General features: G+C 36.0%; 12 protein-coding genes. 10 read left to right on the top strand and 2 right to left on the bottom strand.

Annotated elements, in window-relative coordinates; all coding sequences use genetic code 11:
* Positions 1-61 precede the first annotated feature (61 nt).
* From allC to PYW31_RS11950, 9 genes are all read left to right on the top strand, one after another.
* A complete protein-coding gene (allC, locus tag PYW31_RS11990) occupies positions 62-1294 on the top strand; it encodes an allantoate deiminase (RefSeq protein WP_046836878.1) in 1233 nt (410 codons plus the stop codon).
* A 91-nt stretch (positions 1295-1385) separates the two neighbouring features.
* Complete coding sequence (allE, locus tag PYW31_RS11985; protein WP_046836877.1) at positions 1386-2174, top strand: (S)-ureidoglycine aminohydrolase; 789 nt, start codon at positions 1386-1388, stop codon at positions 2172-2174.
* A gap of 15 nt (positions 2175-2189) precedes the next feature.
* Positions 2190-3221 carry an ureidoglycolate dehydrogenase gene (allD, locus tag PYW31_RS11980; protein WP_046836876.1) on the top strand — a complete coding sequence of 344 codons (1032 nt, stop codon included), beginning with the start codon at positions 2190-2192 and terminating at the stop codon, positions 3219-3221.
* 201 nt (positions 3222-3422) lie between these two features.
* Entirely contained in the window at positions 3423-4472 is a 1050-nt protein-coding gene (gene allD / locus PYW31_RS11975) for an ureidoglycolate dehydrogenase (RefSeq protein ID WP_046836875.1), read from the top strand.
* 15 nt (positions 4473-4487) lie between these two features.
* On the top strand, positions 4488-6248 hold the full coding sequence (locus tag PYW31_RS11970) for an acyl-CoA synthetase FdrA (RefSeq protein ID WP_046836874.1): 1761 nt from the start codon (positions 4488-4490) through the stop codon (positions 6246-6248).
* Position 6249: 1 nt separating this feature from the next.
* Complete coding sequence (locus PYW31_RS11965; protein ID WP_046836873.1) at positions 6250-7515, top strand: YlbE family protein; 1266 nt, start codon at positions 6250-6252, stop codon at positions 7513-7515.
* 41 nt (positions 7516-7556) lie between these two features.
* Positions 7557-8303: an oxamate carbamoyltransferase subunit AllH family protein gene (locus tag PYW31_RS11960; RefSeq protein ID WP_235602246.1), complete on the top strand. Its 747-nt coding sequence runs from the start codon at positions 7557-7559 to the stop codon at positions 8301-8303.
* Positions 8296-9255, top strand: a complete 960-nt coding sequence (arcC, locus tag PYW31_RS11955; protein WP_046836871.1) for a carbamate kinase — start codon at positions 8296-8298, stop codon at positions 9253-9255. The genes PYW31_RS11960 and arcC overlap by 8 nt, the downstream gene beginning before the upstream one ends.
* A 95-nt stretch (positions 9256-9350) precedes the next feature.
* Complete coding sequence (locus PYW31_RS11950) at positions 9351-10562, top strand: CynX/NimT family MFS transporter (RefSeq protein ID WP_046836870.1); 1212 nt, start codon at positions 9351-9353, stop codon at positions 10560-10562.
* Positions 10563-10628: 66 nt separating this feature from the next.
* On the opposite strand, the gene PYW31_RS11945 is transcribed toward PYW31_RS11950, so the two are convergent.
* Together PYW31_RS11945 and PYW31_RS11940 are read right to left on the bottom strand one after the other, a co-directional pair.
* Positions 10629-11849, bottom strand: a complete 1221-nt coding sequence (locus tag PYW31_RS11945; RefSeq protein WP_046836869.1) for a pyridoxal-phosphate-dependent aminotransferase family protein — start codon at positions 11847-11849, stop codon at positions 10629-10631.
* A 151-nt stretch (positions 11850-12000) separates the two neighbouring features.
* Complete coding sequence (locus PYW31_RS11940) at positions 12001-12738, bottom strand: poly-gamma-glutamate hydrolase family protein (protein WP_053042475.1); 738 nt, start codon at positions 12736-12738, stop codon at positions 12001-12003.
* A 288-nt stretch (positions 12739-13026) separates the two neighbouring features.
* On the opposite strand from PYW31_RS11940, the gene PYW31_RS11935 reads away from it, so the two are divergent.
* Complete coding sequence (locus PYW31_RS11935) at positions 13027-13566, top strand: hypothetical protein (protein ID WP_046836868.1); 540 nt, start codon at positions 13027-13029, stop codon at positions 13564-13566.
* Positions 13567-13699 lie beyond the last annotated feature (133 nt).

Raw genomic sequence — 13699 nt, 5'->3', positions numbered from 1 at the left:
AATGATAACTAAAATGTAAACGCTTATAATTAATTATGAAATAGAAAAGGAGTTGAATTGTATGGACATCAGATCTTCTTTTGAAGCTTTAGATAACAAACTTACATCATGTGGTGGTTTAAACGGTGGCGGTATTACACGCTTACTTTATTCAGAAGCATGGTCAAATGCAATACATACATTAAAAAGTACATTAGAAAACGAAGGATTCGAAGCGCGTTTTGATAGTGTAGGTAATTTAAAAGGACGTATCGAAGGCAGTAAATATCCTGATGAGACAGTTATGTCTGGGTCACATATTGATACGGTAGTAGAAGGTGGACATTTAGATGGCCAGTTTGGTGTGTTAGCTGCTTTGGTTGCAATGCAATCATTAAAAGCTGAACATGGCCAACCTTTACGGTCATTGGAATTGTTAGCATTGGCTGAAGAAGAGGGGAGTCGTTTTCCTTATGCGTTTTGGGGGAGCAAAAACTTCTTCAATTTAGCCAATAAAGCTGACGTATCATCTATCGCTGATGGTGAAGGTGTCAACTTTGAAGACGCAATGCATGAAGCAGGATTTGATTATCGTACAGTAGACAACGATTTTAGTTATATAAAATCATTTGTTGAAGTGCATATCGAACAAGGTAAAGTACTAGAAAGTGAACAAAAAGCAATTGGTATTGTTAATGGAATTGTAGGACAGAAGCGCTACACAGTTAACCTCAAAGGCGAAGCTAATCACGCGGGAACAACGCCTATGGGATTAAGGAAAGATGCGGTCGTTGCTTTTAGTAAAATAGCAAACGAATTAACTGATCAAGCCCGCGCATTTGGGGATCCATTAGTGATTACGTTTGGTCGTGTGGACCCAGTACCAAACACGGTGAACGTGGTTCCAGGTGAAGTTACATTTTCTATAGATTGTCGTCATATTAACCAAGTTGAGTTAAATCAATTTGCCGAAAAAATTGATGCATGCATCAAGCGTGTGTCAGAAGAAGAAGCGGTAGAATATGATATTGACTTGTGGATGGATGAAGCACCAACGTTAATGGATGAACAACTGGTAAGCGAAGTCAAAAAGGCTGCAGAACACGTTGTTGGATCATCAGATTGTAAAGTAATGCCATCAGGTGCAGGACATGATTCTCAAATATTTGCTAAATATATACCGACAGCGATGATATTTGTACCTTCGATTAACGGCGTCAGTCATAATGTTGAAGAAGAAACTGATATAGAGGATTTGGTTAAAGGCATAGAAGTCTTGAAACAAGTATTGTATCAACTGGCTTACAAAGAATAATATCAATCATCAAGCTAAATTTTTCATCAAATGTGCTATTGAGCATATCTAAATATACAAAAATAGATAAGGTAAAGGAGATTTTATATTTATGGGTTACTTAAATCATAATCAAGGTTACAGAGAAGGTTTATTAGAAACACGTTCAGTGATTAAGAAAGATAACTATGCGGTAATTACACCAGATGGTTTAGTGAATAATGTTGTTCCTGGCTTCGAGGACTGCGATGTGACAATTTTAGGATCACCAAGAATTGGAGCGCATTTTGTAGATTATTTAGTGACATTAAAAAATCAAGGTGGCAACACACAAGGATTTGGTGGTAACGGTGTTCAAACATTTATATATGTAGAATATGGAAATATAAACGCATATGCAGATGATAAAAAATATGAATTAAATGCAGGTGGATATTTGTATGTACCGCCACATTTAGTAATGACTTTTGAAAATAGTAATCAAAACAATGATAGCCGCATTTTCTTATATAAAAAACGTTACCAACCTATCGAAGGGTATACGCCAGACATCGTCACAGGAAATGTAAATGATATGACTCAAGAACCGTATGAAGGTATGGAGGAAGTGAAAATTCTCGATTTATTACCAAAAGAGTTAGCATATGATATGAATATCCATATTCTTTCATTTAAACCCGGTGCCTCACATGGCTACGTTGAAACACATGTGCAAGAGCATGGTGCATATGTATTAAGTGGCCGCGGTATGTACAACCTTGATAATGACTGGCTACCTGTAGATAAAGGAGATTATATATTTATGGGGGCTTATTCTCCTCAAGCGACCTATGCGGTTGGTTTAGATGAACCTTTTACATACATCTATTCAAAAGATGCCAATAGAGATATAGAAATTTAAGAAAGGTTGTTAAGTATGGACGCAGAAGGATTAGTGTATGTCGAAAAAGGTAAATTACGACATTTATTTAAAGAGAAACTCATGAATGTTGGTTTGCCTGAAGTACAGGCTGATAAGACAGCTGATTTATTAATATTTGCAGATGCTCGAGGCATACATTCGCATGGTTCTGTACGCATGCAGTATTACGCAGAACGTATAGTGAAAAAGGGGTATAATCTCCAACCTAAACTAAAATTTACACAACAAGGACCATCATCAGGGACATATTTTGGAGATAATGCAATCGGTCATTATGTCGCTTTTGAGGCTATGGAAGAAGCAATAGCATTAGCGCAATCTAGTGGTATTGGCATGGTGGGCGTTCAAGAAATGGGACATAGTGGTGCGATTGGTTATTTTGTAGAACATGCTGCACAACAAGGAATGGTTGCACTAACGGTATGTCAATCAGACCCAATGGTTGTTCCTTTTGGTGGTACCGAACCGTACTTCGGTACCAACCCAATAGCTTTTGCTTCGCCACGAGAATCTGGGGATCCAATACTATTTGATATGGCTACAACTGTACAAGCATGGGGGAAAATTTTAGATGCCCGTTCAAAGCAAAAAGCTATTCCAGATACATGGGCTGTTGATGCACAAGGTGAACCAACGACAGATCCATTTGAAGTAGCTGCTTTATTGCCTGTAGCGGGACCTAAAGGTTATGGGCTCATGATGATGGTGGATATTTTAGCTGGTAGTTTATTAGGATTACCCTTTGGTAAACATGTTACCTCAATGTATGAAGACTTAAGTCAATATCGTAGGTTAGGGCAATTTCATATTGTCATTAATCCTGCTTACTTTGGGGATGAGGCACAGTTTTTAAGGCAAGTTTCTGACATGGTAGATGAGTTACATGATATCGAACCTGCGAAAGCATTCGATCAGGTCTACTATCCAGGTGAAATTCAAGAAGAAGTTAAAAAGAATTATGCTGAAAGTGGTATTCCAGTAGCGCGCAGTATCTATGACTACTTAATCTCTGACGCTAGTTATTAAATACATTGAAGAAGTGAACAGGGCAATTGTATGTATAAATAATAAATGACGATTTGTTCTCAGTAGCTTCTTTTTAATGCACATATTATTTGAATATTTAATTTATGAAAAAATTATTTTTAACATTGGATAAAGTATAAATCCAACAATATCGATAAAAAGTGAATTGTTACAGAATGATAAAAATAAGGAGGTATGAAGATGCGTATATCAAAAGAAAAATTATTTGACTTAATGAAAAATAAATTAGTTAAAGCTGGGTTGAATGAAGATGCTGCGAGTGATGTTGCTGATGTACTTACTTTCGCAGATTATAGAGGTATTCATTCGCATGGAGCGGTAAGAGTAGAATATTATGCAGAACGTATTGCTAAGGGTGGTATTACTACGAAACCTAATTATCAATTTGAACGTACTGGACCTTCTACAGGTGTGTTTGAAGGAGATAACGGTCCGGGACATCAAGCTGCAAAAGAAGCTATGGACAAAGCGATTGATATGGCTAAAGAAAACGGAGTGGCTGTAGTAGGTGTGAAGCATATTTCTCATAGCGGTGCTTTAGGTTATTTCGTAGAGATGGCAGCACAGCAAGATATGGTTGGTTTAAGTATGTGCCAATCTGACCCAATGGTAGTGCCTTTTGGTGGAACTGAACCATACTTTGGTACAAATCCAATTGCGTTTAGTGCACCTTCAAATGATGAACGTATGATTACATTTGATATGGCTACAACTGTACAAGCTTGGGGTAAAGTACTTGATGCACGTGCAAAAAATCAATCCATTCCAGATACATGGGCTGTTAATGCGCAAGGCGAACCAACAACAAATGCTAGAGATGTACATGCACTTGTGCCTGTAGCGGGGCCTAAAGGTTATGGGCTCATGATGATGGTTGATATTTTGGCAGGAAGTCTACTAGGTGTGCCACATGGTGTCCATGTTTCATCTATGTATAAAGATTTGACGAAAGGGCGAGATTTAGGACAGCTTCATATTGTCATTAATCCAGCATTCTTTACTGATTTAGAGCAATTTAAGGTTAGAATTTCAACAATGTTAGACGAACTTAAAGCACAGCCGGCTGCAGAAGGATTTGGTGAAATATTCTATCCAGGCGAACGCGGACGCTTGCGTAGTGATAAATATGACAGTGATGGTATTGAAATTGTTGATGAAATATATAACTATTTAGTGTCAGATAATGTGCACTATGATCGTTACCACGGAAAAAATCGATTTGCTGAATAATAACGGAGGAATAGTATGCTATACACAATAATTAAAGAAAATACGTATCAAGATTCGATTGTATTAATGTTATTATCGAATAAATTATCTGCTATTGAAGGTGTGAATCAAGTATCTATTATGATGGGCACACCTGCAAACAAGGATATCTTCAAATCTTCGGGATTAGGTACTGCAGAATTAGAAAATGCTAAACCTAATGATATTTTAATTGTCATTGATACAGATGATGAAACGAAAATAGATGAAGTTGACCAAGAGGTAGAAGCTGAATTAAAAGGAAAAGCAGAAAGTGATAGTCAGACACACAAACAAGATGAAGCTTCGAATTGGAAGCGTGCATTAGAACTAGCAGAAAATCCTAACCTTGCACTTATTTCTATACCAGGTCAATATGCGGCAATGGAAGCAGAAAATGCACTTAACCATAATTTGAATGTATTTATGTTTAGCGATAACGTTGCAAAAGAAGATGAAGTACGTTTAAAAGAAATGGCGCATGATAAAGGTCTTTTAGTTATGGGGCCAGACTGTGGAACTGGAATTATACATGGTTTGCCACTTGCATTTACTAATACTGTCAATGCAGGTGACATAGGCGTGGTAGGTGCTTCTGGAACAGGTATTCAAGAAGTAACGACAATTATTGATCGCGAAGGTAAAGGCGTGACAAATGCGATTGGAACTGGTGGCAGAGATTTGTCTACAGAAGTCGGCGCAATAACAATGCTCGATAGTATTAAAGCCTTAAATCAAGATCCTAAAGTGAAAGTGATCACTGTGATTTCTAAACCACCAGCTAAAGCAGTTGAAGAAAAAGTACTTAATGTATTACGAAATATTGATAAACCAGTAGTAGCATTGTTCTTAGGCGCTAAACCTACCTATACAGAACCTAATATTTATCATGCTTATACGTTAGAAGAAGCGGCGCGTGTGTCAGTACAACTATCTAATGGAGATACACCAAACTTCAAGCCAAAAGTTTTGGATAATATTTCAGTCAACTTAACTGCTAAACAAGATGGTATTAAAGGATATTATTCAGGTGGTACATTAGCTTCCGAAGCGGCAATGTTAGTGAAAGATACATTGGGAGATGACTCAGATAGCGAAACACCGGAAGGATTTTCTTATAAAGGTGGTAATCATGAAATCATTGATTTAGGTGATGATATCTATACACAAGGTAGACCACATCCAATGATTGATCCGACTAAGCGTATTGAAATGTTAGAAAAATCTGCAGAAGATCCATCAACAGCAGTGATTATGTTAGATAATGTCATCGGCTATGGTAGTCATGATGATATGGCGAGTGAGCTTGCGCCAACAATTCAAAATATACGCGCTAAAGTGAGTGAAGATGGTCGTTCTCTAGCAATACTTGTTACAGTGGTTGGGACAGAACATGATCATCAAGACTATCATGCACAAATTAATACTTTAAAAGCAGCAGGCGCTATCGTTTGTGATACCAATGATCAGATGGTTCGTACGGCAATTAATTTAATTGGTGGTACGGTTGCACAACCAGAACGAGAAGTACAGAACTTTGATGTGGAACCAGTGGATTTAACTATAGATGATAAAATAATGAATTTGATAAATCATAAACCAAGTGTCATTAATATTGGATTGCAAAGTTTTACTGAAGCTATTCAATCTAATGAAGCGCAAGTGGTTCAATTTAATTGGCGCCCAATTGCTGGTGGTGATGAAAAATTAATGAAAGTACTACAATTTTTAAATAACTACGAAGGAGAGACAGTATAACATGGGTTACAAAACAATAGATGAAGCTAACCAAGCGGTTATTGACAAAATGATTGCAGCAGCGCCATTTTTAGTAGATGTGGTACCTGCCAAATCTAAAATTCCTGAACTTACAGACCATGTCTTGCTACATGCTGGACCGCCAATTGAATATGAAAATATGACTGATCCGATGCAAGGTTCTTGTGTAGGTGCCATTCTTTTTGAAGGTTGGGCGAGTAACGAACAAGGTGCACGTGAATTATTAGAAAATGGAAAGATCACTCTAATACCTTGCCATCATGTGAATGCTGTGGGGCCTATGGGAGGTATAACATCTGCAAATATGCCTGTACTCGTAGTTGAAAATAGAGAAAGTGGTAATGAAGCTTATTGCCAAATGAATGAAGGTATCGGTGCGGTGCTACGTTTTGGTGCTTATAATGAAACAGTAGTCAATCGTCTGCATTGGATGAAAGATGTATTAGGTCCAGTATTAAGTAAAGCCTTGCACCAAATGAAAGATGGTTTGAATGTAAATGTGTTAATTGCTAAAGCGATTGCCATGGGTGACGAATTCCATCAACGTAATATTGCAGCTTCATTAGCGTTTCTTAAAGAAGTGACGCCAATTATTAGCGACTTAGAAGATGTTGAACAAGCACAGCGTACAGAAGTTATTCAATTCTTAGCTGATACAGACCAATTTTTCTTAAATATTGCTATGGCTACTGGAAAAGCAATGATGGATGCTGCGCGTCAAATCGAACATGGAACCGTAGTGACTGCTATGTGTCGTAATGGTGAAAATTTTGGCGTACGTATTGCAGGTATGGGCGATCAATGGTTTACTGCACCCGTTAATACACCACAAGGCTTATATTTCACTGGTTATTCTGCGGATGATGCTAATACGGATATTGGAGATTCTGCAATTACGGAAACGATTGGTGTAGGTGGTATGGCAATGATTGCTGCACCTGCTGTTACGAGATTTGTTGGAACGGGCGGTTTTGATGATGCCTTAAAAATCAGTAATGAAATGACAGAGATTTGTATTGGTGAAAATCCTAACTTTGCGATTCCGACATGGAACTTTAAGGGCGCTTGTCTAGGCATAGATGCACGTAAAGTTGTAGAAACAGGTATTACACCTGTAATTAATACAGGTATTGCGCATAAAATAGCTGGTTATGGTCAAATTGGTGCTGGTACTGTCCATCCTCCAATAGAATGTTTTGAAAAAGCAATTACAGCTTACGCTGAGAAATTAGGCTTTAAAGCGTGATTTTTCACGCTACAGCGATAGGCAAGATTGCCCAGGAAATATTGGAAAAGAGAAAATCGTTCTACGTGCATAGTATTTTTAAAAAAGGATTTAATATTGTAAGTGAGAAACAAGAGCTTATATTTGTAGGAAGTGATGAAAATGGAACTTTTCCGTTTGGTATTGTCATTGATCAACAAACAAAAGCTCAATTACTTAAGGTGATTGATAAGGGCCAAACTATCAAATTAGGCCCTAATGCAATTTATCTTAATGCATCATATCAACTTGTATGGCAAGTTGAACAATTACCAATTAATGACTGGAATAGCACTACACATATTAAGCAATTTGAATGTAACATAAAGCACTACGATTTTTCAGAGTATCATCAAACAGACTTTGATTACGAAAAAATGAAAAAGTTTATGCACTTATTAGAGTACGAAAACGGGGAAACAGTTGAAACTTATTATCGCCATATTATAGGTAGAGGACAAGGACTCACGCCTTCAGGTGATGATATATTAACAGGTATGTTATTTGTTCATTTTATTCATCCATATATAACGAATCGAAATTTAGAAATATTAGCACATATACTTGAAAAGCCGCTTACTACGCTAGTCGGTGAAACTTTTTTGAAATGTGCACAAAAAGGACAATTTAGTTCGAAAATTTCAGTGCTACAACATGATCCATCATTATATCACATGAACCAATTGTTAGAAGTTGGATCAACTTCGGGAAAAGATACATTGTATGGTATGTATGTAGCACTAACTTTAAGGAGTGAAACATATGGGTAAGCGAGTTGTACTTGCCTTAGGCGGGAATGCAATATTACAACCTAAACAAGAAGCATCATATGAAAATCAATATAACAATGTATATGCTGCTACACGTAAAATGGCAGAGTTAAAAGAGAAAGGCTACAATGTTGTAGTCACACACGGTAATGGTCCGCAAGTGGGGAATATTATAGCGCAAAATGAAGCGGCGAAAGAAATTGTAGAACCGTTACCTATTAACGCATGTAATGCTGAATCACAAGGCTTTATTGGGTATATGATGGAAGAAGCCTTAAAAAACCACTTGGAATCTTTAAATATTGATAGCAGTGTTGTAACCTTACTTACAATGGTAGAAGTAGATAAAGATGATCCAGCATTTAAAAATCCATCAAAACCTATTGGCGTATTTTTTAACGAATTAGAAGCTAAACGTTTAGAGGAAACACACGGTTTTGTAATGGTCGAAGATGCAGGTAGAGGGTACCGTCGTGTCGTTCCATCTCCAGAACCTTTAGTGATTCATGGCGTAGAGCAGATTAAGTCGTTAATTAATCAAGCGATTGTAATTTCTTCTGGCGGTGGCGGTATACCAGTTTATAGAGACGAAAATGGAACAATCCATGGTGTAGAAGCTGTTATCGATAAAGATCGCTCAGGGTTAAAGTTGGCGCAACAAGTTGAAGCAGATACGTTCATGATGCTGACAGATGTTCCAAATGTATATGTGAATTTTGGTAAAGCTAATGAACAAAAGTTAGAAACCATTTCTGTTGAGCAAGCTAAAAATTATGTTGTGGAAGGACAATTTCCAGCAGGGAGTATGTTACCTAAGATAGAAGCTGCGATTCAATTTGCTGAATTGGGTAAAGAATCTATTATCTGTTCATTAGATGATGCAATTGATGCACTTAATGGTAAAGCCGGCACACGTATTGTCTTAGAAAAAGCGACAGAAATAGTTAATTAAAGAGAATTGTTTATATACGAATCGTTCAAATAAGATATGTTTGATCGATTCGTTCTATTATTATAACTAAAGATGAAAAAGAAAGGTGGTATAAGATGACAGAACCGGTTCGTATACATAGAATTAAAGAAAATTGGGGCGTGGTATTAGCTATTATATTCATTGCTTCTACTTTACGTGCACCACTTACTTCAGTGGGTCCAGTAGTAGATGAAATTAAACAAGTCATGGATATTAATAATAGTATTGCTGGCATTCTAACTACTATACCGCTAATTATTTTTGCTATTGTCTCTCCGCTGGTATCAAAGGTCACATCTCGTTTAACAATGTCTCGAACGATATTATATTCTACTATACTGTTAATTATAGCTTTATATTTAAGAGTAGCTGGAGATTTTAATGTGTTTTTGATTGGGACAATATTACTCGGTGTCGCTATTGCATTTGGTAACGTTATGCTACCGAGTTATGTTAAATGGTATTTTCCAATGCAGATCGGATTAGCTACAGGTATTTATAGTGGGACGATGAACTTTACTGCTGGATTAGGAGGTGGATTAAGTTTCCCCCTTTCAGAAATAACGCCAATAGGTTTTAGACTATCTTTAGCATTTTGGATTATTCTTGCAGTAATTGCCATTATACTTTGGTTGCCCAAAGCGCGTAAAGGTACTGAAATGGAGAAAGCTACTGCCACTCAATATCAGGCAAAGAAAACTAAAAAGGTGAGTATTGTAAAATCAAAATTAGCATGGATGGTTGCTTTGACAATGGGTTTTCAGTCAATGATATTTTATACCGTTGTGGCATGGGTGCCATCAATACTCGTTGATAGAGGATTAGATCCATCAACTGCTGGCTATTTACTAATGTTAAATCAATTTTCCCAAGTGCCAATGACGTTCACATTTCCAATTATCGCATCTAAGTTGAAAGACCAACGTATTTTAATAGTGATTATCACGATTTTATTTTTACTAGGGTTTAGTTTATTCTTTACTCAATCACTCGTATTGCTTGTAGTAGGTATTATTATTGCTGGATTGGCGATGGGGGCATGCTTCAGCTTATGTATGACGTTTTTTTCTATACGTGCGCGCACGAGTGAAGGTAGTATTGCATTGTCTGGTTTTGGGCAATCAGTGGGTTATTTAATAGCAGCTATCGGCCCATTCTTGATTGGTTATCTACATGATGCTACAGGAAATTGGGTTTCAGGTATTATAGCTTTAATTATAATGTCTATACTATTCTTTATCTTTGGTTATCCTGCCTCGAAACAAAACGTGATTGAAGATAATTAACTACATCTTATTTAAAAATAAAAAGCAGCCGCTATGAGTCAACGGCTGCTTTTTTGTGTATGGAGATTATTCGCTTGTTTCATAATATTTGAGCAAAGTGCTTACAGCTTGTTCTAGGTTAAGGTTATCTACGCCTTGATATGCGAGATAAATTGAAAAAGCAGATAAGAAAGTTAAAATGTTTTGCTTCTCTATGGCGTAACCCATGATTCCAATTCGCCAAATTTTTCCTTGTAATTCGCCGAAAGAACCTGCAATTTCGATACCATAGTTTTTGAGTAATCCTAATCTAAAAGCATTGTCATCTACACCTTGTGGTATTTTCACGCAAATAACCATTTTCATTTCATTAGATTCGTCGCCAAAAATTTCAAGGCCTAATGCTTTTAAGGCTAACTTTAACCCTTCTTGATGATAGCTATGGCGATGGGCACGATTTTCAATACCTTCTGCGAGTGCTAATTTTAAACCGGTATATAAAGCGTAAATTGATGTAGTAGATTCAGTGTGATGATTTAAACGTTTAGGGCTCCAATAGTCTTGTAACTGAGTTAAATCTAAATAGTTACTTCTGATGAAATCATCTTGTTCAGTGATTTCATTAGAGCGTATACCGAGTTCTACACGTTTACGACGGTTGATTTCTTCGCTAAATCTATCATTGAATGTAATAGGGGTGATACCAGAAGGGATAGATAAACACTTTTGAGCACCACCGATTACGGCATCTAATTCCCAATCATCAACAGGGATGACCATGCCTTGATATGTAGCTACAGCATCTACAACTGAAAAAATACCACGAGTTTTACAAGCGTGGCCAATTTTATCAATAGGCTGTAAACGACCAGTAGATGTTTCACCGTGTACGATTGCAAGAACTTTTGGATTAATGCGATCTAAAGCTTCTATGATTTCATCTTGATCAAAAACTTCTCCCATTGGTTTTTTTATATTATGTACAACTCCGCCAGCGCGTGTTACAAGTTCTGTAAACAAGTAACCGAAGCGACCAATAATTGGTACGAGCACATCATCTCCTGGTTTCACGATACTTGCAATGACTGCTTCTAAACCAGCACGACTTGTGCCATCAATAGGAAATGACCATTTGTTTTGTGTCAAAAATGACTGGCGAATAAGTGCCATTGTTTGATTCATAATATCTACAAATTCATAATCAAATTGACCTAAAATAGAGTTAGACATAGCCTGAGAAACGCGGGGGTCCACGCTTACAGGGCCAGGTGTCATAATTAAGCGCTTATTAATTTTCAATGCATCCATTTTTATTACCTCATTTTCTATAAATTACGTCATAATATATTATACCTTATTACAGAAAGCGAATATTTGTTGAAATTGATGAAATTTATACACTAATTTGTGTGAATATTACAAAAATTAAAAAGAAATGATTTTATATACTTAGATATGTTTATGAGTTTACTTCTTGTAGAGCAGCATCTACAGCGCTAGCAAATGCATACATTTGATCACTCCAATTACTTGGATCATTTCGGGAGTAACTTGAGAGGTTGCCATTAATAAAAAATGATTGGCGTAGAGCAGTTGTTAACTCTAATTGAACTCCAGCCCCTTTGGCATTTCTATTTGCAATATTTTGAGATGATGTGCCTTGTAGATAGCTTGGCGTTGGTGCCACATTAAAGTTTCTACGTTCTAATTGTTCTTTGATAGCTTCACGTAATGTATCATCACTGCCTCCAAGGTAAACAGCAGGTTCATTCCCGCCAGCACCGTGTATCATTACAGAATTTGACATTTGAGCTTGCATATTTTCAATAATAGGTTCGTCGTAATGAGTTGAAGTTACATGTAATTCGGAATTATTAACTGAGCGAATACCTTCGAAACTATAGTAATTATAATTGCCATCGTCAGCAATTATCTTTGACAGCTCAGTAGTACCAGCTTCAATACTACCTCCGTGTATGGCAGCAATAATGTTTGCGCTATATGTTTCATCCGTTGAGATAATCCAGTCGGAGCCCTCTTCGGTATTTTCCATTAATTCTGACATAGAAGCATAGGTATCTGCAGCATAAATAGGTTTGAAAGAGGACATAAACAGGTAAAAGAATGAGAGTAAGAGCGTAATGATACATATATTCAATTTAGTAAAACGCTGTGTGTATTCATTTTTGATTATCATATAGGACTCCTCTTAATTTTAAAAAGTAATTTATACATTTTATAATATCATATAATTTGAGTTATTATAAATTAAATATATAATAACTTTAAGTAAATTTTTGTTTTTAAAAACACTTCATAAAAAAGGATGCATGTTATAAAATTAATTAGTAGTATATTTATGTGAATGCTTATCATTGAATTTGATAAGTTGTTTTTGAAAAGGTGATTGCTATATTTTAACAATAGATTATATGTTACACTACATATCTTTCCTTATAAATTAAAATATTGGAGGTGTAAAATTATGATAAATATTATATCGGCAATCGGTTCACTGGGAACATTTATCATGGCGCTATTTTATTTTGTGTCTGTAAGTATCCAATTGTATCAAATGAAGATTAGCTTTCTGCCAGCGCTTAGTTTTAATCAAATATTGATTACGCGTGACCATAATCAATTACAGTTGAAAAATACAGGTATTGATAGTGAATCTGAACAAGATTATATGAAATTATATAACTTGGGTGGCGGGGCAGCTAAGAATATAAAAATTGAAATATACATTGGCTCGGAGGATGTACTACAAGAAAAATATGTAAACATTTTACCAAGTAAAGAAGGTTATTTACTTCCTATAAATAAAGATGTATTTACTGAAATAGAAAATACCATTCAAAATAACGGATATCAATCAGATTTAAACGTGAAAATCACTTATAAACATAACGTTAGTAGAAAAACACAAGAACTACATCTTAATGGAAAAATAGATAGTTTTAATACTTATGATGAAAAATCTGTCTATGAGTTACAATTTTTTGATAAAAAGCAATATAATTAAAATGAAGTTGCCATTATAGGTAACTTCATTTTAATTGTTAATGACTTAGTTAAAAAGTATTAAAGTCAGTTGTTAACTATAGGATTTTGTATGTTTCTTTGATATCTATTAGAATGAGTAATGAATTTGAATT

The sequence above is a fragment of the Staphylococcus succinus genome (genome assembly GCF_029024945.1).
GTDB lineage: Bacteria > Bacillota > Bacilli > Staphylococcales > Staphylococcaceae > Staphylococcus > Staphylococcus succinus.
Note: the sequence above shows the minus strand (reverse complement) of the source record. Positions and strands in the feature narration are given on the sequence as shown.